The following is a 21,907-nucleotide window of genomic DNA, read 5'->3' as shown; positions in this document are numbered from 1 at the left end:
GATGAGACGTACCGGATGGGTCGCCTGTGTGGGTCCGTTCCTCTTCCCGTGGGGGGAGGCGGGGTCCCGGCGGGTCTACGGCCTGGTGGCGTCGCTGGCCGCCGCCGGCTACGACGTGGTGGTCGCCAGCGGCGGGCCGGACCCACGCACCGTCACGCCGTTGCCGGGCGTCGACGGGCCGGGTTCGGTCTCCCACCTCGGCCTGGCGGAGCGGCCGTCGCCGGAGGCCGGGCCGATCGGCAGCTCCGTTCAGACGCTCGTGCGCTGGGGTCAGCGGACGGTGCGCTGGCTCGACGCCCAGCCGACCAGGCCCTCGCACGTCCTGGTGCACGGCGGTCAGGCCCAGTACATGTTCCACCTGCAACGCTGGTGTCGTCGGCACCGGGTGCCGCTGATCGTCGACGTCGTGGACTGGTTCAACGGACGCCACGTGCGGGGTGGCTACCTCGGCCCGCTGCACGCCAGCATGAAGCTCGCCCTGCGCCACTACTACCCACGGTGCGACGGCATCATCGCGATCAGCTCCCACCTGGAGGCCCACTACCGCCGCGGCGGCAAGCCCCTCCTGCGGGTGCCACCCACCCTCGACGTGAAGAACCTGACGCTGGACGCCCGGCAGACCGCGGGTGACTCACCGCTGCTCACGCTCGCCTACGCGGGGAATCCGCACGGAAACCGCAAGGATCTCCTGGGTACCGTCATCGAGGCGGTGGGCAACGTCCAGCGCGACGGCGCGAGCGTCGAGTTGCGTGTCTACGGCCCGACGCTGGACGAGGTGCGCGGGCTCTTCGACGCTCGGCCGTTGCCCGACGGTGTGCGGTGCCTGGGTCGTCTGCCGCAGGTCGAGGTGTCCAACGCCCTGCAGGGCGCGGATTTCACAGTCCTGGTCCGCCGGCCGGAGCGGGCGGCGGAGGCGGGCTTCTCGACGAAGTTCTGCGAGAGTCTCGCCAGCGGCACACCGGTGATCGCCAACCTCACCAGCGACATGGGCAGATACCTGCGCCCCAACCTGGAGGGCCTGGTCTGCCGGGACCACACGGTGGCCGAGGTCACCGAGGCGTTCCGCGCGGCGGCGCGGCTGAGTTCCGCGCAGCGCAGCGTCATGCGCCAGGCCGCACGCAGCCAGGCGCTCGAATCGTTCGACTACCGGGCGTACGCGGAGCCGCTCGGCAGGTTCTTCCGGCAGTGGGGCTGACGGTGCGGTGGTGTGGCACCCCCGGACCGGCGCGCCCGGCCGGTCAGCCGGGTCGGCCTACCTGGTGGCGGGCCGCGCGACGGGGGTCGGGCCCGCGGCGGGTTGCCGGCGTTCGCTGAAGAGCGACTGCATGACGTGCAGCACCAGCAGCGTGGCCATCCCGACTATCGATTCCGGTGCCATCCCGAGTTGGTTGTTCGCCGGCACGTAGATGACGAGAATGCAGAGCTGCGCGAAGATCAACGTCGGGACCACCCGTCGGGAGGACACCGCCGCGCGCCACGCGCCGGCGAAGAGCCACCCGACCAGGCCCATGAACAACGCCGCGCCGGGGAAGGTCAGGTCCGAGGCGAGCCAGGGATAGATGGTGGCCCAGTACATGCGCGCGGGCCACCCCTTCTCGTGCTCCGTCCGGTCCGGGTAGGTCGGGTGCTCGGTCAGGTCCACGTCGAGGGTCTGGTCGGCGAAGATCGCCGCGGACGGGGCGCTGCCGAGACCACGGGACCACTCGAAGGGCACCTGGAGGTTGTAGGACAACCCGAGGTAGCCGTGCGTCGGATAGCCGATCATGGCGGCGATGCCCTCGGCCATCGGCTTACCCACAACACGTTCCACGGACGGGTTCACGTGCACCACGTCGCCAGTGGTGCCGAACTCGGCCGCCCGCGTCGCGTGATTGTGGATCATGTAGGTGGCCAGGAGCACGAACGCCCCGACGACCAGCAGGAGCGCCCGGCGTCGCCGGGAGTGGACCCGCGGCCGGTGCCGGACCGACGCCCACGCGACCAACATCCCCGCCGCGAGCATGATGACGACGTCGCCGAGCCCCTTCATCGTGCCGATGAAGAGGTAGAACGCGATGTGCGTCGCCGTGGCGACCAGGCCGGCGAGTCGCAGCCAGCCGGAGAGACTGCGCCAGTGCAGCACCAACAGCGGCACGAGGGTCACGCTGAGGACGCCGAGCGGGAACAGCAGCGTCATCCACGGGCTCGTGCTGCCGACCCCCTGCTGGTAGACGTCGAACTTGTTCACGTAGCCGGCGGCGGGCGCCTGGATGTTGGCCCACACACTGCCGGGGCCGGTGGCACCGAACTGGGTCAGCCGCGTCAGGTTCACCACGACGTAGTAGACGGCGCTGGCCAGGACCAGTTGGCGTACCAGCCGGACGCGGGCGACGGAGTGGGGTGCGGCCGCCACCGCGGGCGGACGGCGGGACATCTGCGCCACGTACCCACCGGCGAACAGGGCTGTCGCCACGAGCACGAAGGCGCAGAGCTGGTCGGGGTTTCCGACATCGCGAGCCAACCTCGTCAACCAGAACGCCCCGAACGTGCCGAGCATCCACGCCAGCGCCAGCGCCAGCGGCAGCCAGGTGGTCGTTCGACCTGCCGGTGCCGCGCGGTTAGCCGCCACTGGCGGGTGTACGCGGTGCCCGGGTCGCGGCGCGGTGGCCGGCATCTGGAGGTCGCCGACCGGCGAGCGGTGCCGGCCGTGACTGATCCGGTCGACGGCGGTCACCGGAGACCACTCCGTGCCGGACGGCCGACCCTGGGCGGTCGCGAGTCGACCCGGACCGGGTTCCGAGATTGCACTCGCCGACCCTCCACACTGTTGGGCGACCGTCGACCGTCGCGGGACGACTGTCGCGCCCCGGCATGTTCCGGTGCTCCGCGACGGTGCGGGTCGATCGGCTGGCTGTCAGTAGTCACTGAACGAGCCAACGACCGGGTAGTCACACCGGTGATGGGCCCTGGTCACGTGGGAACGGCTCCGCCGAGAAGGGGCGCGCCGGCGCGGGCACCGCCCGGTCCCGGCGGAGGGGCCGCCAGCCGGCCCGGTCAGCCGCCGTCCGACGGCCGGCGGCCTGGACCGGCAGCATCGACAGCAGGGCGAGTGCCAGCCACGACCCCCGCTCGAACTCCCACACTCCGGTCAGCCAGAGCGGGAACCCGCCCACCAGGAAGAGCCCGGCGACCCGGAGTCCGACCGGGCACCGGGCCGCCCGCCGGGCGAGCACCACCCCGAACAGGGCGACGACGCCCAACAGCCCGACCAGGCCCAGGTCCACGGCGACGGCGAGGACGGCGTTGTGCGGGCGGATGCCCAGCGGGTTCCAGAGTTCGAAGGTTCCCGCGCCCCCGCCCACCCACAGGACGTCCCACCAGTAGGAGGACGCGTACCGCCACAACTCGATCCGACTCAGCACGTCGCCGGTCGCCGCCGAGCCGATGAGATCGTCGGCCCACACCAGGGCGCTCTGCCCCAGGCCGAGCGGCACCGTCAGCAGCAGCGTCGGCACCGCGGCGGCCGCCGTCACCCACATCGTGCGGGGGCTGAGTTCGCTGAGCAGCGCGTACATCACCACGAGCAGCAGGGCGACCAGGGCGCCCTTGGTCCGGTTCAGGAAGACCCCGGACGCCAGCACCGGCAACGCGGCGGTCAGTCCGATGGTGACGAACCGCCGTTGACCGCGGATCTTCAACAGGCCCAGCGCCAGCACGAACGCGGTGACGCTGGAGTAGGCCGTGAAGTTGATGTTGGTGCCCTCGATGCCGAAGCGCACCGCCATGTCCATCGCGCTGGCCTGCCCGTCGACCCCGCGCGCCTCGATGACCAGACGCCACACCGCCATCGCGCACCCGAGGATGTACGCGCCCCCGACGGCGAGCAGGTGCCTCGGCGTCGTGGCGACGTGGCGGACCGCGACGAAGAGCAGACAGGCCGAGGTGTACGCGAGGGCCACACTGTGCGTCTGCGCGACGTCGCTGGACCAGAGGGCGGTCAACTGCGCCCAACTGGCGACCGCGACGGCGAGGACGTCGGGCAGTCGGGGGCGGGGAAGACGGCAGCTGAGCAGGATCGCCGCGACGGACGCCTGTAGGACGATCAACCAGGCGTTCGCCGACGACGCCTGGAAGGCCGCGACACACAGCAGCCCGACGGCGAGCGTCGTCGCCCTCGTCCGCCAGCCACCCCGACCGGTCCCGGCCGCGGCGACCGTGGCCCCACCGGCGGGGGCGAATCCGACACCGGCCCGAGCCGGCACCGGCGTACGGGCTCCGAGCCGCACCCGGGTTTGCGATGTCACGACCACTCCTCCTCGTCCCCACACCGGCACCGACGACGTCACTCGCGCAACGGCGCTGACCACGTCGTTCGCGCGGCGCACCGGTGCCTCGTCCGTGAAGCGGCACCGGTGGCGTCGTCACTGAAGCGGCACCGGCGACGTTGGACACCCGACAGACCGACGACCCGTCCCGACCGGCACGCGTCAACCACATGACCTGAAAAAACAACCTCAAGAACGTGCCAAATGCCCGATTTGATGGCAATCGCAGCTTGCTATAGACGCCGTCCCGCTCGGGACGAAACGACGGAATCTCCGTGCCAACACCCAAGGGGAAGGTGAAGGTGAAACCCGATCTCCGCGCGATCGCCGTGGACACGCGCGCTCTGGGCCTGTCGGCGCCACTGCGCGCGGCGTACGAGGCATCCAAGCGCAGCGGATTCCACGCCGTCCTGTTCCACGGGCGGGCGCACCGGCACCATCCGGCCGCGTTGGTGCCGCTGACGAGCGTGCTGCCGATCGGCGACGGGGCGCGGCAGCGGTGCCTGGACGACGCCGGCCACGTGCTGAACGACGGGCTCCGGGTCTTCGGCGCCCGCGTGTCGACGGGCGTGTCCGCACCGTGGGGCACCGACCCGCTGACCGGGCGGCAGTGGCCGGCGGGCGACCCGTGGTGGCGCATCGACATCCGTTCCGAGGCTCGGCTGTCGGACGTGAAGCACACCTGGGAGGCGGCACGCCACCGGGACCTGGTCGTCCTGGCCCGCGCGGCCCGCCTCGACCCGGCCGGCCCGTGGCAGAACGGCCTCGACGGGCTACTGCGGGCCTGGTGTGCGCAGTCCCCGCCGGAGCGGGGCGTCAACTGGTACTCCAGCCTGGAACTCGCGCTGCGCGCGATCGCCTGGAACCAGATCCTCGCGTTGGTCGGCGACCGACTACCCCGCGACGTCGTGACCGGCATGGAGCGACTGCTGCTGTCCAGCGCCCGGCACCTGATGGTCGAGCTGCCCTACACGTTGAGCAGCATGCGCAACAACCACCTCCTCGGCGACGCGCTCGGGCTGCTGCTGCTCGCCCGGATGTTTCCCACCGCCCGGCGCGCGCGCTGGTGGGCGCGTACCGGCGAGCGGATGTTCGCGGCTCAGCAACGCCGACACTTCGGGTCCGACGGTCGCATGATCGAGGACTCGGTGTCGTACCACCGTTTCGTCCTCGAGATGCTCGTCGTGCGGGTGCTGCTCGGCGGCGCGCCGTCCCGCGTCCACCGTGACCTGCACGCCGCCAGCCTGCACCTGGCCCGGCTCGGCGTGTTCGACGGCGATGTCCCGCAGTACGGCGACTGGGACGAGGGGCGGGTGCTGGCGTCCTCCGGCGACCCGCTCGACGTGGCCGGCTCCGCCGCGCTCGGGCTCGCGTTGTGCGGCGAACGGCTGCCGGCGCGGTGGTACGCCGACTTCGACGAACTGGCGTGGTACGCGCCCGCGCCCGGCCCGGAGGCCACGTCGGAGGAGTTCGTGGCGCGGATGCGTACCCGGTCGACCGCGACGACCTCGGGCGGCATCGCGCTTGTCGAGCGGGGGCCGTGGCGGGTGTGGTTCAAGGTGGACGGCGGTCCCTCGCACGGCCACGCCGACCTGACCTCGGTCTGGATCAAGCACGGCGACCGGTGGCTGATCGCCGACCCGGGCACCGGCACCTACAACGGCCCACTGGAGGTACGCAACGGGCTGCGCACCTCGGCCGCCCACCCGGTGCGCCGCCCGAACGGGCAGGACCAGCTCGTCCCGCACCGGGCGTTCCGCTGGCTGAACTCCGGCCGTGGCCACCTCGGGGCACCGCTCGTCCTGCCGGACCGCACGATCGTCTTCGGGTGGCACGACGCGTACGCGCGCGGCGAGCACCCGGTGCGCGTCGGCCGCGCGGTGGTGGTGGCCGAGCAGTACGTGGCGATCGTCGAGTTCGCCGACCCGTCGGCGACCGCCCGGTCCTGGTCGCTCACCGTTCCGCTGCACCCCGACGTCGTCGTGGACGACGACACGCTCATCGCCGGCGAGACCAAGCTGGACCTCGTCGGACTGGCCGGACACGAGGCGGTGCGCGGACGGTCGGCGCCCTTCGCGGGCTGGCACAGCCGGACGTACGGACGCTGGGAGCCGGCGACGTGGCTCACGGCCGAGAGCCGGGCCGACACCACGGTGTGGGGGCTCGGCGCGATACCCGGCCCGCCGGACCCGAGCGCCCTCGACGGTCTCCGGTTTCAGGTGACCTGGACCGACGCGGGCGCCCGGCTCACCGTCACCCACCTCGGATCAGGGGAAACCCACCACGTGCGAGCACCGCGATGACGACACGCAGAGTCCTCGTCCTCAACCACTTCGCCGTGCCCCCGGGCCAACCCGGCGGCACCCGGCACACCGAGTTGTTCACTCGGCTGCCCGGCTGGACGCACGTGATCATCGCGGGTCGCCGCAACATGATCACCGGCCGGCCGCAACGGCCACAGCCGGGGTTCCACCTGGTCGCCGTGACCCCGTACCGGGGCAACGGTCTGGGCCGGGTGGTCAACTGGGCCAGCTACGCGGTGACGGCCACGGTCGCCGGCCTGCGGCAACCCCGACCCGACGTGGTCTACGCCTCCTCGCCGCACCTCCTGGCCGGCCTCTCCGGCTGTGTCGTGGCGACACTGCGGCGTACGCCGTTCGTCCTGGAGGTCCGGGACCTGTGGCCGCGGGTGCTCGTCGAGATGGGCACGCTGTCGGAGACGTCGGTGGCGTACCGGGCGTTGGCGCGCCTCGAACGGTTCCTGTACCAGCGCGCCGACCGCGTGGTGATCATGGCGCCCGGCGTACGGGCGGCGATCGAGGGCACCGGCGTGGCGCCGGAGAAGATCGCCTTCATCCCGAACGCGGCGGACCCGGAGGACTTCGTACCCAGCGGGGACCGTGCCGAGCTGCGGCGACGGTACGGGTTCACCCGCCGGACCGCCGTCTACGCGGGAGCACACGGCCCGGCGAACGGGCTCGACCTGCTGCTGGCCGCCGCCGAGGCGGTGCCCGAGATCGACGTCGTGCTGGTGGGTGCCGGGGTGGAGAAGTCGCGCCTTCAGGCGTTGGCCCTCGGCAGGCCCAACGTCCGTTTCCTCGACCCGGTGCCGAAGTCGGAGATCCCCGACCTCCTGCACGCCGCGGACGTCGGTGTGCACGTGCTCGCCGACGTCGAGTTGTTCCGTGCCGGGGTGAGCCCCAACAAGGTGTTCGACTACATGGCCGCCGGGCTGCCGATCGTCACCAACAGCCCGGGGACCGTCGGCGATCTCGTGCTGGGTGCCGACGCCGGGTACGTGACGCCGCCGGGCCACCTCGCCCACGGCCTCGCCCAGATCACCCAGGCAAGCCCGGACGAGCTGACCAAGATGGGCGCGGCGGGGCGGAGCTGGATCCGGGCGAACCAGTCGCGTACCGCGATGTCGCACGCCCTCGGGCGACTACTCGCGCCGCTCGTCGACGGCCACGCCCCGCGCTGACCCAGGTGCGCCGACGGGCGCGGCGCGGACGCCGGCACGCGGCACCGCGCGGGGACCCGGCCGGGCGCGGCCGGTCACGAGGTGGAGCCGGCCCGCACGCTCTCCACGTCGACCTGGGTGGGCAGCCGCGAGGGGTGTTCCTGGATGCCGGTCAGGGCGGCGATCGCGGACAGCGCGGCCCTCGTCGTGCCGAACGACGCGTCGAGTTCCCGTTCGGCGGGCGCGTTCCCGGCGAGCACCGCGCGGGTGTGGGCGAGCAGGTCCTGGTGCCCCTTGCCGCCGGACACCCGCTTCACCTCCCGGCCGTCGATCTCCAGCCGCCGGAAGTCGTCGATCACCACGGTGTGCCCGCGCCCGAGAACCTCCAGGCGCTCCTTCGGCGTCCGCCGGTGCCCCCGGGTGGAGTACGTGATCGTCGCCGTGGACCCGTCCGGGTAGCCGAGCAGGACACTCACGTCCTCCTCCAGGCCCGGTTCGCCGCGACCACTGCCGTACGCGTGCACGACCCGCGGCTGCTCGCCCACCAGCCACGACGCCAGGTCCATGAAGTGGCACACCTCGCCGCGGATGCGGCCGCCCTGGCGTCGGTCGTGGTACCAGTGCGCGGCGGGCAACTGCCCGGCGTTGATCCGGTAGGCGACGGTGATCGGCCCGGACCCGGCGGCCAGGGCCCGCTTCGCGTGCACCACCATCGGCGCGTGCCGGCGGTTGAACCCGACGAACAGGTGCCCGGAGTTGCGGTCGTAGGCGGCTCTGACCTCGTCGAGTTCGTCCTGGGTCAGCGCGAGCGGCTTCTCCACGAAGACGTGTTTGCCGGCGTCGAGCGCCTGCACCACCAGGCGGGCGTGCGAGTCGTGGCGGCTGAGGACGAACACCACGTCGACGTCGTCGCGGACCAGCAGATCCTCGACTGTCGGTGCCACGACGGCGATGCCGTTGCGCTCGGCCGCGTGCCGCGCGGACAGGCCCCGGGCCGACGTGATGGCGACGAGGTCGTCTCCCCAACCGGCCGCCTTGAGCGCGGGCAGGAACGTCGCCTTGGCGTAGGTGCCGGCTCCGATGAGACCGGCCCGCGGCGACGGCGAGGTCCGGCGCGGGCGGATCGTGATCGTCTGCCGGGACGGCTGCGCGGGAGCCGCGTAGCTGAGCTGCACCGCGAGCGAACGCGGGTCCGAGGCCAGCACGTCGTAGGCCGCCGTCGCGCGCTCCACCTCGAAGACGTGCGTCACCAGGTCGTCGACCGCGACCCGGCCACCGGCCACCAGGTCGAGATAGGCCTCGATGTTGCGCCGTGCCGTCCAGCGCACGTGGCCGATCGGATAGTCGATGCCCCACTCCTCGTAGGACCGGTCGTGCCGGCCGGGCCCGTAGCTGCGCGCGAACCGGAGATCCAGCTCGCGCTCGTAGAAGCGTCGACGGTCGAGGTCCAGGCCGACGTCACCGACCACGACCAGTCGGGCCCGGTCACGGGCGATCTCGGTGCTGCGCGCGACCGGCTCCGACGAGGGCGTCGCCGCCGTGATCAGGACCGCGTCGACGCCTCGGCCACGGGTCAGTTCCATGATCTGGTCGGTGGTCGTCGCGCCCGCCTCGACCAGGCCGACCGCACCGCACTCGCCGGCCAACTGAGCGGTCCAGTCGCGCAGGTCGATGCCGATGACGCGCAGCCCCGAGGCGAGCGCCAGTCGTACCGTCAGTTGCCCGACCAGGCCGAGACCGACGACCGCGACCGCACCACCGAGGCCCACCTCGGCCTGCCGCAGGCCCTGCATGGCGATGGCCGCCACCGCGCCGAAGGCGGCAGCCTCGTCGGACACCGACTCCGGGACGGGCACGGCGAGCAGACCCGGCACCGACTGGTACTCGGCGTGCCCCACCGAGGCAGTGGCCACCCGCATCCCGGGTCGGATGCCGTCGGTGGCGGTGCCGGCGGTGACGACGACACCCGCGGCGCTGTAGCCGAGCGGCATGTCCTCGTCGAGCCGGCTGCGCACGGCGGCGAGCGTCGAGCGGACTCCCCCGGTGCGTGCCCGGTTGACGACCTGGCGGACCAGATCCGGCCGGGCCCGGGCCTTGCGCAGCAGGCTCGCCGAGGCCAGCTCGCGCACGGCGCGCTCGGTGCCCGCGGAGAGCAGGGACCTGCGCGTGGCGACGAGCACCTCGGTGGGGCCGGGCTCTGGCTGGGGAACCTCGACGACGCGCAACTCTCCGCCGGACACCGATTGGACGATCTGCTTCACGCGGGTCTGCCTGCCTTCGGGAAGTAAGAACATCGTCTGCGGCGGTCACCGCTCCGGCAACGCACACCGCGACGCATCCGTCATTCGGCATTCTATGCCGATTAGATGCTTTAAACTGGATAACTTGTACTATTGGCGCGCCGTCGCTGATTCGCCCCGAAATCACGAGGAGATCCATGCCAGCCGACGCCGTTCTGCACGTCGCGGGTGCCCGTCCCAACTTCCCCAAGGCAGCGCCGGTGATCCGTGCCCTGCGGCGGCACGGCGTGCCGCAGCGCCTCGTCCACACCGGACAGCACTACGACGAGCGGATGTCCGAGGTCTTCTTCCGGCAACTGGGCCTCCCCGAGCCGGACGTCAACCTCGGGGTGGGTTCGGGCAGCCACGCGAGCCAGACCGCGCGCGTCATGACCGGCCTGGAAGAGCTGATGGTCGCCGACCGCCCGGCGCTCACCGTCGTCTACGGCGACGTCAACTCCGCGCTCGCCGCGGCCCTCGTCGCGTCGAAGCTGGGCATCCCGGTCGCGCACGTGGAGGCCGGCCTGCGCAGCTTCGACAGGTCCATGCCCGAAGAGATCAACCGCATCGTCGTCGACCACGTGTCCGACCTGCTGTTCGCCACCAGCCCCGACGCCGTGTCGCACCTGGAGACCGAGGGCGTCGCGACCGAGAAGATCCACCTGGTCGGCAACCCGATGATCGACACCCTGCTGGCCAATCTCGACCGCTTCGACGTCGCCGGCATCCGTACGGCGCTCTCGCTCCCCGACCGCTACGTGGTGGCGACACTGCACCGACCGGGCAACGTCGACGACGCGGCAGACGCGGTCAGTCTGGTGAAGGCGATGCACGCGGTCGCCGACCAACTCCCCGTCATCCTGCCGCTGCACCCGCGCGGCCGGCGTCACCTCGAGAACGCGGGCCTGCTCTCACATCGCGCGCTGCGCGTCGTCGACCCGCTGGGCTACCTCGAGTTCGTCAGCCTCGTCCGTGGGGCGGCAGTCGTCGTCACCGACTCCGGCGGGGTGCAGGAGGAGACGACGATGCTCGGCGTGCCCTGCCTGACGCTGCGACCCAACACCGAGCGGCCGATCACGATCACGCACGGCACCAACCGCCTCGTCACCCCGTCCACACTCGCCGAGACCGTGGCGAGCACGGTGGCCGCGCAACGACTCGCCAGCTGGCCCACACCGCCGATGTGGGACGGCGCGGCGGGTGCGCGCATCGCGGACGTCATCTCGACGACGCTCCGGTAACCGGTACCACTCGTTTACTGGCGGCACCCGCACCAACACGGTCAGCCACCTCGCGCCCATCGAACTATTGACATCGTTTACGCCACACCGAAGGCTCGCGCCTACAGGTCCTTCACCCAAGGAGGCGCGATGAGACCGAGACGACTGGCGATCGCCAGCGTGGTCACCCTGCTCGGCGCATTGGCACTGACCGCACCCGCCAGCGCGCGGCCGTCGTCCGATCCGGACGCCCGGGACGGCCTTGAGGTGTACGTCGGCACCGTCGACGCGAAACAGCGGGATCAACTGCGCGCGGCGGGGGTCGACCTCGGCCACGACGCGAAGACCGACTCGGCCGGCCGCACGACTGTCGAGACGGTGCTCAGCCGCCGGCAGGCCAAACGGCTGACCGACAAGGGCGTTCCCCTGTCGGTGAAGAGGGTTCGCGGCAAGGACGCGTCGCAGGCGCTGCGGGAGCAGGCCGCGGCCGGCTGGACGGCGTTCCGCCCCTACGGGGAGCCCGGTGGCCTCCGGGACGAGCTGAACGCCACCGCCGCCCGGTTCCCCAGACTGACCAAGGTGGAGACGCTCGGCCGCAGCCAGCAGGGCCAGCCGATCCTCGCCCTCAAGGTCACCAAGAACGCGCGGACCGTCGCGGACGGCAAGCGACCGGCGGTGCTCTACGCCGGCGCGCAGCACGCCCGCGAGTGGATCACGCCGGAGATGACCCGCCGGCTGATGCACCACGTGCTGGACAGCTACGGCACCGACCGGGAGATCACCCGCCTGTTGGACACCACCGAGCTGTGGTTCCTGCCGGTCGCCAACCCGGACGGCTACGACCACACCTTCACCCCCGGCAACCGGCTGTGGCGCAAGAACCTGCGGGACAACAACGGCGACGGGCAGATCACCTCGGTCGACGGCGTCGACCTCAACCGCAACTTCAGCTACAAGTGGGGGTACGACAACGAGGGCTCGTCGCCGGTGCCGAACAGCGAGACCTACCGGGGCCCGAGCCCCAACTCGGAGCCGGAGACCAAGGCCCTGGACCGGCTGTTCAAGCGGGTCGGGTTCGAGTTCTTCGTCAACTACCACTCGGCGGCCCAGTTACTGCTCTACGGCGTCGGCTGGCAGGTGAGCACACCCACCCCGGACGACGTGATCTACGAGGCGATGGCCGGTGACGACGCGCACCCGGCGGTGCCCGGCTACGACCCGGACATCTCCGCCGAGCTGTACACCACGAACGGCGACACCGACAGCCACGCCACCGTCAAGTACGGCACGCTGGGCTTCACCCCGGAGATGTCCACCTGCGAGGCCGCGTCGGCGGTCGACCCCGACGACCAGTGGCGCCCGGAAGACTGCGTCAGCGAGTTCATCTTCCCCGACGACGAGGCCCTCATCGCCGGTGAGGTGCGCAAGAACCTGCCGTTCGCGTTGGCCGTGGCCCGGTCCGCGGCGGACCCGGACGACCCGGTGTCGGTGGTCGGCCGGAGCACCCCGGACTTCGTGGTGGACGCGTTCGACACCTCGTACGGGCGTACCCAGCAGGTCGCCTCGATCACCCGGCGGGCGTTGAAGAACGTCCGAATGCACTACACGGTCAACGGCGGGCGACCGAAGACGGTCACGGTCCGCGAGTGGCGCGGCGGCGAGCGGTACGGCGACACGCACGACGACTACTACGCCGAGCTGCGCGGCACGGTCACCGGCGCCAAACCGGGTGACCGGGTGGAAGTCTGGTTCACCGGCAACAAACCCCGGGCCGGAGTAGCCGCCAGTGCGCACTTCACCTACCGGGTGCACGGCGACATCGGCGGTGACGTGCTGGTCCTCGCCATGGAGGACGTCACCGGCCTCAGCCCGACGCAGACCGGCACCACCGCGAAGTACGCCGACGAGGTCGCGGCGTCGCTGAGCGCCGCCGGGCGCAGCAGCGACGTGTACGACTTCGACACGATGGGACGCAAGGCGCCACACCCGCTGGGCGTGCTGTCGCACTACAAGGCGGTGGTGTGGGAAACCGGTGACGACGTCATCCTGCGGGCTCCCGGCCAGGTGCCCGGCACCACGGCCAAGGCGGCGCTCAACACCGAGCTGGCCGTCCGGGACTACCTCAACGAAGGCGGCAAACTGCTGATCAGCGGCCAGTACGCGCTGTACGCGCAGGGCGCCAACGGTTCGTACGTCTATCACCCGGACGCGCCGCCCGAGTGCACCGACGCCGAGTCCGACGACTGCCTGCCGTTGTTGAACGACTTCCAGCAGTACTGGCTGGGCGCGTACACCTACGTCAGCGACGGCGGCACCTCCCCGGAGGGGGGACCGTACCCGGTCGCCGGCATCGACGGGGCGTTCGCCGGCTTCAGCGGGCAGCTCAACGCGCCCGGGTCGGCGCAGAACCAGGAGCACGGCGCGTCGTTCCTGACCACGTCGGGCTTCCTGCCGCCGGACGAGTTCCCCCAGTTCGCCAGCTCCGCGCCGGTGGGCTGGACCCGGCCGGGCGCCGCGCCGTTCGACCCGCGTACCGGTGAGTGGTACCTGCACAGCGGGCAGAGCGACGAGTCGTACAAGCGGCTCACCCGCACGGTGGACCTGACCGGGGCGAGCAGTGCCGAGTTGCGCTTCTTCACCTCGTACGACATCGAGCAGGACTGGGACTTCCTCTTCGTCGAGGCCCACGAGGTGGGCAGCGACAACTGGACGACCCTGCCGGACGCCAACGGCAAGACCAGCACGGCCACCGGGGAGAGCTGCCTCAGCAACTGGGGCGAGCTGCACCCGTTCCTCACCCACTACCAGGGTGCGGACTGCTCGTCCACCGGGACCACCGGCAGCTGGAACGCGGCGTCCGGTGCCTCCGGCGGCTGGAAGGAGTGGGTGGCGGACCTGTCCGGTTACGCCGGCAAGCAGGTCGAGGTGTCGATCACGTACGCCTCGGACTGGGCCACGCAGGGTCTCGGCGTCTTCGTGGACGACGCCCGGGTGCTCGTCGGCGGGGCGACCGTGGCGGAGACCTCGTTCGAGTCGGCCGACCTGGGCGGCTGGACGGTGGCCGGACCGCCGGCCGGGTCCGGTGGCAACGCCACCGACTGGTCGCGCAGCCAGCGGGCGTTCGAGGAGGGCTCGGTGGTGGTCACCGGCGACACGGTCTACCTGGGCTTCGGGTTGGAGGGTCTGCCCCCGGCGGCCCGCGACGACCTGGTCGCCCGCTCGCTGAGACACCTCACCGGTCGACCCCGACCCTGACGGCGGCGAGGTGCGCCGGCGGCCTCCGGACCGTCGGCGCACCTTCGGTGTACGCCGGGTACGGCCATCGCGAATGTGGTGAGCTGTACGAGTGTCGGGGCTGGGACTTGTGCTGCACCCCACCCGGGATGTCACCGAGGTGGTCGGGATCATCGAACGGTGGGCCACGCGCCACCACAAGACGCTGATGGTGCGCGAGGAGGACCAGCACCGGGTACCGTCCTGCGTCGAACCGGTGCCGGCCGACGAGGTCGCCATCCGCGCCAACGCGCTGATCAGCATCGGCGGCGACGGCACCATGCTGGGCGCGCTGCGCTCCGCCATCCGCGACCCGAAGCCGGTGCTTGGCGTACACCTGGGTCATCTGGGTTTTCTCGTCGAGATCGAGCCGCCGGAGCTGCCCGACGCGCTGAGTCGGCTGCTGTCGAAGGACTTCACCGTCGAGTCGCACGCCTGCCTCGCGTGTGACGTGTGCGGTGACGACGTCGTGGCGTTCAACGACATCGCGCTGGTCCGCCAGCCGGGCTCCGGCTTCGTCAGCGTCACCCTCGGCATCGACGGCCAGCAGTACGGCTACTACCGCAGCGACGCCGTGGTGGTCAGCACCCCGATCGGCTCGACGGCGTACAGCTACGCGGCCGGTGGCCCACTGATCTCCCCCGCCGCGGACTCGGTGGTGATCACGCCGTCGGCGCCGATGGCCGGCATCTCCCGGTCGGTGGTGCTCTCGCCGGACGAGAAGATCCGGTTGGAACTCCGGCCCGACTCGTCGCCGGTCGTGGTGGAGATGGACGGGTTGGTGTTCCGCGACGCGGCCACGGAGGGGACCGTGGACATCACGTACCGCCGCAACGCCGGCCTGGTGGTCCGCTTCGACCCGCTGCGCTACCAGGAACGCAACCAGTTGAAGATGACACTGCTCGACCTGCCGTTCCTGCCGGAGCAACTCCGCGAGCTACTCCCCGAAGAACTCCGACGAAGAGCCCAACAACAAATCCCCCCACCCTGCTAACCCACCCCCGTTGATCATGGAGTTATAGCCGCGACACGCCGAGGTGCGCGGCTATAACTCCATGATCAACGCGGGTGGCCGGGTGGGGTGGGGTGGGAGGGGGGTGGGGTGGGGTGGGGGCGTTGTTAGGGGGTTAGGGCTTGGTCTACCAGGTTTTTGGCTTCTTCTTGGATCTGCTTGAGGTGGTCGGGGCCCTGGAAGGATTCGGCGTAGATCTTGTAGACGTCCTCCGTGCCAGACGGGCGCGCGGCGAACCAGCCGGACTTCGTGCTCACCTTCAGGCCGCCGATCGGGGCGTTGTTGCCGGGCGCGGTGGTCAACGTCGCGGTGATCGGCTCGCCGGCCAGCTCGGTCGCGGTCACCTGCTCCGGGGAGAGCTTGGCGAGCACGGCCTTCTGCTCCCGGGTGGCCGGTGCGTCGATCCGGGCGTACGCGGGTGCGCCGAACCGCTCGGCCAGCTCGGCCCAGTGCTCGCTCGGGCTGCGCCCGGTGGTCGCCAGGATCTCGGCGGCGAGCAGGCAGAGCAGCAGACCGTCCTTGTCGGTGGTCCAGGTGGAGCCGTCCCGGCGCAGGAACGACGCCCCCGCGCTCTCCTCACCGCCGAAGCCGACCGCGCCGTCCAGCAGGCCGGGCACGAACCACTTGAAGCCGACCGGCACCTCCAGCAACGGCCGACCCAGGTCGGCGGCGACCCGGTCGATCATCGACGAGGAGACGAGCGTCTTGCCCACCGCGGCGTCCGGACCCCATTGGGTACGCGTCCGGAACAGGTGCCCGATCGCCACCGCCAGGTAGTGGTTGGGGTTCATCAGGCCGGCGTCGGGGGTGACGATGCCGTGCCGGTCGGCGTCCGCGTCGTTGCCGGTGGAGATCTGGTAGTCGGCGCGGGCGGCGATCAGCGACGCCATCGCGTTGGGCGAGGAGCAGTCCATCCGGATCTTGCCGTCGCCGTCGAGGGTCATGAACCGCCAGGTCGGGTCGACGTTCGGGTTGACCACGGTCAGGTCCAGTCGGTGCCGTTCGGCGATCTCCCCCCAGTACGCCACGCTCGCCCCGCCCAGCGGGTCCGCGCCGATCCGGATCCCGGCGTCGCGGATCGCGTCGATGTCGATCGCCGCGGGCAGGTCGTCGACGTAGTGCGCGAGGAAGTCGTACTCCCCGGTGGTGTCCGCGGCCCGGGCCCGCGCGTAGGTGATCCGGCGGACCTCCTTGAGCCCGGCGGCGAGGATCGCGTTGGCGCGGTCCTGGATCCACCGGGTGACGTCGGTGTCGGCCGGCCCGCCGTTCGTGGGGTTGTACTTGAAGCCGCCGTCGTCCGGGGGGTTGTGCGACGGGGTGATGACGATGCCGTCGGCGAGCCCGCTGGTCCGCCCGCGGTTGTGGGTGAGGATCGCGTGCGACAGCGCCGGGGTCGGGGTGTAGCCGTCGCGGCTGTCGACAAGCACGGTGACCCCGTTGGCGGCGAGCACCTCCAGGGCGTCCACGGCGGCCGGGGCGGACAGCGCGTGGGTGTCCCGGGCGAGGAACAGCGGCCCGTCCAGGCCCTGCTCGCGTCGGTAGTCGCAGAGCGCCTGGGTGACCGCCAGGATGTGGTCGGAGTTGAACGCGTTGCGCAGGCTGGAGCCGCGGTGGCCGGAGGTGCCGAAGGAGACCTGCTGCGCCGGGTCCGCTGGGTCCGGATGCTCGGCGTAGTAGGCGGTCACCAGGCGCGGCACGTCGACCAGGTCGGCGGGCTCGGCGGGCTGGCCGGCACGGGGGTGGGTCACTGCGGGAACCTCCTCGGGGAGTGCGGGTCGGTCACGGTACGACCTTCTGGCCCTTGCCGATCACCACGATGCCATTGTCGGAGACGGTGTAGCGCTGCCGGTCCTTTTCCAGGTCGACGCCGATCTCGGCGCCCTCCGGGACGAACACGTTCTTGTCCAGGATGGCCCGCCGGACCACCGCGTGCCGGCCGATCTCCACACCCTCCATCAACACGGAGCCCTCGACGTGCGCCCAGGAGTGCACCCGCACCTTCGGCGACACGATCGAGTTCTCGACGAGCGAGCCGGAGATGACCACACCCGGGGAGACCATCGAGCCGACCGCCCGGCCGACCCGCTCACCCCACTGGTGGACGAACTTCGCCGGTGGCCACGGCGGCTGCTCGGTGTAGATCGGCCAGTCGAAGTTGTACATGTTGAACACGGGGTGCACGTTGATCAGATCCATGTGCGCGTCGTAGAACGAGTCGAGCGTCCCCACGTCGCGCCAGTAGCCGCGGTCCCGGTCGTTGCTGCCCGGCACCTCGTTGTCGCGGAAGTCGTAGACGTTGGCCTCGCCCCGCTCGACGAGCATCGGGATGATGCTGCCGCCCATGTCGTGCTTGCTGGTTTTGTCTTCCGCGTCCCGCTCGACCGCCTCGCAGAGCGCGCGGGTGGTGAACACGTAGTTGCCCATCGAGGCGTAGATCTCGTCGGGGGCGTCCGGCAGACCGACCGCGTCGGTGGGCTTCTCGCGGAACGCCCGGATCCGCTTGCCGTCCTCGCCGACCTCGATGACGCCGAACTGGTCGGCCATCGACAGCGGCTGGCGGATGCCGGCGACGGTGACCGCGGCGCCGGAGGCGATGTGGTCCTCCACCATCTGCCGCGGGTCCATCCGGTAGATGTGGTCGGCGCCGAAGACGATCACGTAGTCGGGCTGCTCGTCGTGGATCAGGTTGAAGCTCTGGTAGATGGCGTCGGCCGAGCCGGCGAACCACCACGGGCCACGACGCTGCTGCGCGGGCACCGGGGTGACGTAGTTGCCGAGCAGCGTGGACATCCGCCAGGTCTTGGTGATGTGTCGGTCGAGGGAGTGGGACTTGTACTGGGTCAGCACGACGATCTTGAGATAGCCGGCGTTGGCCAGGTTGGAGAGGACGAAGTCGACCATGCGGTACATCCCGCCGAACGGGACGGCCGGCTTGGCCCGGTCCGTGGTGAGTGGCATCAGGCGCTTGCCCTCCCCACCCGCCAGGACGATCGCGAGCACCTTGGCAGCCATGCCCCGACGCTATCCACCCGCGTCGCACTTCACCACTCGTACGGGGACTCTTCTGCATTAGGGTGCGGGGTCATGACGGAACCCACCCCGCTGCGCGTCGATCTGCTCACCCGCGAGTACCCGCCGGAGGTCTACGGCGGTGCCGGGGTGCACGTCGAGTACCTGGCCCGGGAGTTGCGCCGCCGCGCCGACGTACGGGTGCACTGCTTCGGTCAGCCGCGCACCGAGCCGGGCGTCACCGCGTACCTGGAACCGCCCGGCCTGACCGGCGCGAACGCCGCGCTGCGCACGATGGGCGTGGACCTGGAGATGGCCGCCGGCGCGGCCGGCGCCGACGTCGTGCACAGCCACACCTGGTACGCCAACCTGGCCGGGCACACCGCGAAGCTGCTGCACGGGGTGCCGCACGTGGTGACCGCGCACAGCCTGGAGCCGCTGCGGCCGTGGAAGGCCGAGCAGCTCGGCGGCGGCTACGCGCTCTCCTCCTGGATCGAGCGCACCGCGATGGAGGCCGCCGACGCGGTGATCGCGGTCAGTGGCGGGATGCGCAACGACGTGCTCACCGCCTACCCGCAGATCGACCCGGACCGGGTCCGGGTGGTCTACAACGGCATCGACACCATTCAGTACGCCCCGGACGCCGGCACCGACGTGCTGGACCGGCTCGGCGTCGACCCGTCCCGACCCAGCGTCGTTTACGTGGGAAGGATCACTCGGCAGAAGGGGCTGCCCTACCTGTTGCGGGCCGCCCGGGAGCTGCCGGCCGACACCCAGCTCGTGCTCCTCGCCGGAGCGCCAGACACTCCGGAGATCGCCGCCGAGGTCGAGGAGTTGGTCGCCGAGCTGCGGGCCAACCGATCCGGCGTGATCTGGGTCGCCGAGATGCTGCCCAAGCCCGAGGTGATCCAGGTGCTCACCCACGCCACGGTCTTCGCCTGCCCGTCGGTGTACGAGCCGATGGGCATCGTCAACCTGGAGGCGATGGCCTGCGAGACGGCCGTGGTGGCGACCGCCACAGGCGGCATCCCGGAGGTGGTGGCCGACGGTGAGACGGGCCTGCTGGTCCCCATCGAGCAGGCCACCGACGGCTCGGGGACCCCGTTGCAGCCGGAGAAGTTCGTCGCCGACCTGGCCTCGGCGATCAACACGCTGCTCGCCGACCCGGCGCGCACCGAACGCTTCGGCCTGGCCGGCCGCCAGCGCGCGGTGGAGCACTTCTCCTGGGACGCCATCGCCGGTCAGACCCTGGACGTGTACCGCTCGGTCGGCGCGGGCTCCGCGGGCTTCACGGGCTCCGCGGGCTGAGGCGGCCGGCGACATGCGGTACGACGAACTCGAAGCGGCGATCCTCCGTCTGGTAGTCGCGGCCGGTGCGGACGAGCTGCGCGCCTTCGGCCTCGACACGGTCACCCGGCTGGTCCGCAGCGACCTGCTCGACACCGCCGCGGACGACGAGTTGGACGAGGACGCGTGGGCGGCACTGGCCACCGCCCGGGAAAACGTCCGCACGGCCAGCGCGACGGAGCTACGCGCACAGCTGGAGCGGATCGACGCGGGCGTCCTCGCCGACGGCGACCTGGATCAGGGGCTCCTGATCGTCATCACCGCGCTCGAACACTGGACCACCTACCTGGAGGAGGACCAGCGCGGGGAGCTGTACGAGCTGGCCATCCGCTCCGTCGAGGAGGTCGACTTCCAGGTCTCGGCCGATCTCGACGACTTCCTCGCCACCCCGGAGATGACCGCCGAGTTCGCCCGGATCGAACGCCTGCTCACCACCGGCCTCAGATCGCCGTCCCCGGCGGGGACTTGAGTAACGGAGTCGCCTCGGCGGAGTGACCGCCACGCCCGTCGCGGAGCGCGCTCGCCGCGATGCGGATCAGGTCGATGTTGACCCCGGCCGCGCCGCTCGGATCATGCACCTTCAGCTTCACGTCGAGGCTCACCGCCGTCTCACCCCAGCCCTGCGCCTCGATGTTCAGGTGCGCCACCTTCTGCGACGCGAGGTGCGGTAGGTAGCCGAGCGGAGCGACCTCGACCGTGCCGGCGGTCCGTTGTTCCGTGGCGCTTTGGCCGGCGGAGGGTCGGTCGGCGGCGTGGCCGGCGGGGTGGCCTTCCGACAGGGCGTTGAGCTTGGACTGCTTCTTGGTGTTGGGGTTGTCGACCAGGTTGCGGAAGTCCTCGGTGCCGCCCAGATTGACCTGGTAGGAGCTGACCAGGGTGAGGCCCCGCTCCTGAAGGAGCCGCAGCAGCGCGTTGTGCAGCACCGAGGTGCCGAACTGGCTGGCCAGGTCGTCGCCCAGCAGCGGCAGGCCCGCCTCCTCGAACCTGTGCAGCACGTCCGGATCGCGGGCGACCGGGTCGGACGTGGTGTTGATGAAGGCGACACCCGCTGTGCGCGCTGCTTGCGCGTACGCCCGTGCCGTGTGCGGCCGCCCACTCGGCGCCGAGTAGAGCAGCACTTCCGCCCCGGCCAGCGCCGCCGCTACCCGTTCCACCTCCGTCGCGTCGACAAGGCCCTTCGTGACGGGTACACCTGCTCTGGGTAGGTCGCAGTTGAGCCGGAGGAAATTGTTGGGCGGCAGGAAGATCGCCTCGGTCAGGTCCCGGCCGATTTTCTCCTCGGAGGTGGCGAAGGCCGCCACGACGTCGATGTCCCCCACCCCGAGCCCGTCGATCATCGGCCTGCGGATGCCGACCAGACTGCCGCTCTGGCGGTAGAGAGCAAGCCCCTGCACCAATGCCGACGTGTTGTTACCGACGCCAACGACCGCGACCCGCACCCGTTCGACCATGGCCGGAGGCTACGTCACCTCCGGTTCGGTGATCCACTGCGACCGTACCATCAACGGCGCCGGAAAATGTCGTACACCTGTTCTAGTCTTTGCATCGTGATCGATGCGTTGGAGCAGGCGGAGGCCGCGGTGGCGGCCTGCTTCGACACGGCGGCCTGGGCCGCCAGCGAGCACGACCTCGTGGCGGCGTTGGACGCCACACACCGCGTCGAGCAACGGCTGGCCGCGGTGAAGCTGACCCTGGTCCGGGAGCTGGACGGCCGAGGCACCGCGACCGCGCAGGGCGCGTCCTCCACGGCGGTCTGGCTGCGGGATCGGTTGCGGCTCGGGGTCGGCGCGGCCCGTCGTCTGGTCGAGCTGGCCGCTGCACTCGATGCCGCCCCGGCCGGCGTGCGGGACGCTTTGGCCGGCGGGTCGGTCGACGTGGAGCAGGTCCGGGTCATCGCCACCACGGTCCAGACCGTCCAGGCCAGCGCCGGCCCGGAGGCCGCCGACAAGGCCGTCGGCGTCCTCGTCGACTGGGCAACACAGTTCGACGCCACCCTGCTGCGC

At 71.1% G+C, this 21,907-nt stretch carries 15 protein-coding genes; 9 read left to right on the top strand and 6 right to left on the bottom strand.

Annotation, left to right across the window (positions count from 1 at the left end; genetic code table 11):
* Position 1: 1 nt before the first annotated feature.
* Complete coding sequence (locus AB0B57_RS30530) at positions 2-1,195, top strand: glycosyltransferase (protein ID WP_357077526.1); 1,194 nt, start codon at positions 2-4, stop codon at positions 1,193-1,195.
* A gap of 57 nt (positions 1,196-1,252) precedes the next feature.
* Here the strand turns inward: AB0B57_RS30530 and AB0B57_RS30525 are convergent, their stop codons facing one another.
* Complete coding sequence (locus AB0B57_RS30525; protein ID WP_357077523.1) at positions 1,253-2,713, bottom strand: hypothetical protein; 1,461 nt, start codon at positions 2,711-2,713, stop codon at positions 1,253-1,255.
* 214 nt (positions 2,714-2,927) lie between these two features.
* The gene (locus AB0B57_RS30520; RefSeq protein WP_357077520.1) at positions 2,928-4,283 is read right to left on the bottom strand and encodes an O-antigen ligase family protein; all 1,356 of its coding nucleotides are present in this window, start codon (positions 4,281-4,283) and stop codon (positions 2,928-2,930) included.
* Positions 4,284-4,606: 323 nt separating this feature from the next.
* On the opposite strand from AB0B57_RS30520, the gene AB0B57_RS30515 reads away from it, so the two are divergent.
* Both AB0B57_RS30515 and AB0B57_RS30510 read left to right on the top strand, forming a co-directional pair.
* Entirely contained in the window at positions 4,607-6,607 is a 2,001-nt protein-coding gene (locus AB0B57_RS30515) for a heparinase II/III family protein (protein ID WP_357077517.1), read from the top strand.
* The gene (locus AB0B57_RS30510; RefSeq protein ID WP_357077514.1) at positions 6,604-7,785 is read left to right on the top strand and encodes a glycosyltransferase family 4 protein; all 1,182 of its coding nucleotides are present in this window, start codon (positions 6,604-6,606) and stop codon (positions 7,783-7,785) included. Before AB0B57_RS30515 ends, AB0B57_RS30510 begins: the two co-directional genes overlap by 4 nt.
* 74 nt (positions 7,786-7,859) lie before the next feature.
* Here the strand turns inward: AB0B57_RS30510 and AB0B57_RS30505 are convergent, their stop codons facing one another.
* Positions 7,860-10,025: a bi-domain-containing oxidoreductase gene (locus tag AB0B57_RS30505; protein WP_357077511.1), complete on the bottom strand. Its 2,166-nt coding sequence runs from the start codon at positions 10,023-10,025 to the stop codon at positions 7,860-7,862.
* 176 nt (positions 10,026-10,201) lie between these two features.
* On the opposite strand from AB0B57_RS30505, the gene wecB reads away from it, so the two are divergent.
* The 3 genes from wecB to AB0B57_RS30490 all read left to right on the top strand — a co-directional run bounded on the left by wecB (position 10,202) and on the right by AB0B57_RS30490 (position 15,530).
* A complete protein-coding gene (gene wecB / locus AB0B57_RS30500) occupies positions 10,202-11,284 on the top strand; it encodes a UDP-N-acetylglucosamine 2-epimerase (non-hydrolyzing) (RefSeq protein WP_357077508.1) in 1,083 nt (360 codons plus the stop codon).
* Positions 11,285-11,413: 129 nt separating this feature from the next.
* Positions 11,414-14,518 (top strand): M14 family zinc carboxypeptidase, encoded by a 3,105-nt coding sequence (locus AB0B57_RS30495; protein ID WP_357077505.1) that lies wholly within the window; start codon positions 11,414-11,416, stop codon positions 14,516-14,518.
* A 91-nt stretch (positions 14,519-14,609) separates the two neighbouring features.
* Complete coding sequence (locus tag AB0B57_RS30490) at positions 14,610-15,530, top strand: NAD(+)/NADH kinase (protein ID WP_357077502.1); 921 nt, start codon at positions 14,610-14,612, stop codon at positions 15,528-15,530.
* A gap of 125 nt (positions 15,531-15,655) precedes the next feature.
* Here AB0B57_RS30490 and pgm read toward each other — a convergent pair whose 3' ends face one another.
* Together pgm and glgC are read right to left on the bottom strand one after the other, a co-directional pair.
* Positions 15,656-17,296 (bottom strand): phosphoglucomutase (alpha-D-glucose-1,6-bisphosphate-dependent), encoded by a 1,641-nt coding sequence (pgm, locus tag AB0B57_RS30485; RefSeq protein WP_357077499.1) that lies wholly within the window; start codon positions 17,294-17,296, stop codon positions 15,656-15,658.
* Positions 17,297-17,327: 31 nt separating this feature from the next.
* On the bottom strand, positions 17,328-18,560 hold the full coding sequence (gene glgC / locus AB0B57_RS30480) for a glucose-1-phosphate adenylyltransferase (RefSeq protein ID WP_357077496.1): 1,233 nt from the start codon (positions 18,558-18,560) through the stop codon (positions 17,328-17,330).
* A 72-nt stretch (positions 18,561-18,632) separates the two neighbouring features.
* Here glgC and glgA point away from each other — a divergent pair, with 72 nt between their 5' ends.
* Both glgA and AB0B57_RS30470 read left to right on the top strand, forming a co-directional pair.
* A complete protein-coding gene (gene glgA, locus AB0B57_RS30475; RefSeq protein ID WP_357077493.1) occupies positions 18,633-19,865 on the top strand; it encodes a glycogen synthase in 1,233 nt (410 codons plus the stop codon).
* 13 nt (positions 19,866-19,878) lie between these two features.
* On the top strand, positions 19,879-20,373 hold the full coding sequence (locus AB0B57_RS30470; protein WP_357077490.1) for a hypothetical protein: 495 nt from the start codon (positions 19,879-19,881) through the stop codon (positions 20,371-20,373).
* On the opposite strand, the gene AB0B57_RS30465 is transcribed toward AB0B57_RS30470, so the two are convergent.
* Entirely contained in the window at positions 20,345-21,355 is a 1,011-nt protein-coding gene (locus AB0B57_RS30465) for an inositol-3-phosphate synthase (RefSeq protein WP_357077487.1), read from the bottom strand. The two genes, AB0B57_RS30470 and AB0B57_RS30465, sit on opposite strands and share 29 nt — an antisense overlap.
* 96 nt (positions 21,356-21,451) lie before the next feature.
* On the opposite strand from AB0B57_RS30465, the gene AB0B57_RS30460 reads away from it, so the two are divergent.
* Positions 21,452-21,907, top strand: a 456-nt coding sequence (locus AB0B57_RS30460) for a DUF222 domain-containing protein (RefSeq protein ID WP_357077484.1), incomplete at its 3' end; no start/stop codon positions are given.

This window comes from Micromonospora sp. NPDC049101, assembly GCF_040648675.1.
Taxonomy (GTDB): Bacteria; Actinomycetota; Actinomycetes; order Mycobacteriales; family Micromonosporaceae; genus Micromonospora.
The sequence above is the reverse complement of the archived record's forward strand: the minus strand, read 5'-3'. Positions and strand labels throughout refer to the sequence as shown.

What these genes read in the sequence shown, in the direction of transcription:
- AB0B57_RS30495 (WP_357077505.1), top strand. Translation starts at nt 11,414, where the DNA reads ATGAGACCGAGACGACTGGCGATCGCCAGCGTGGTCACCCTGCTCGGC.
- AB0B57_RS30530 (WP_357077526.1), top strand. Translation starts at nt 2, where the DNA reads ATGAGACGTACCGGATGGGTCGCCTGTGTGGGTCCGTTCCTCTTCCCG.
- glgA (WP_357077493.1), top strand. Translation starts at nt 18,633, where the DNA reads ATGACGGAACCCACCCCGCTGCGCGTCGATCTGCTCACCCGCGAGTAC.
- wecB (WP_357077508.1), top strand. Translation starts at nt 10,202, where the DNA reads ATGCCAGCCGACGCCGTTCTGCACGTCGCGGGTGCCCGTCCCAACTTC.
- AB0B57_RS30470 (WP_357077490.1), top strand. Translation starts at nt 19,879, where the DNA reads ATGCGGTACGACGAACTCGAAGCGGCGATCCTCCGTCTGGTAGTCGCG.
- AB0B57_RS30465 (WP_357077487.1), bottom strand. Translation starts at nt 21,355, where the DNA reads ATGGTCGAACGGGTGCGGGTCGCGGTCGTTGGCGTCGGTAACAACACG.
- glgC (WP_357077496.1), bottom strand. Translation starts at nt 18,560, where the DNA reads ATGGCTGCCAAGGTGCTCGCGATCGTCCTGGCGGGTGGGGAGGGCAAG.
- AB0B57_RS30510 (WP_357077514.1), top strand. Translation starts at nt 6,604, where the DNA reads ATGACGACACGCAGAGTCCTCGTCCTCAACCACTTCGCCGTGCCCCCG.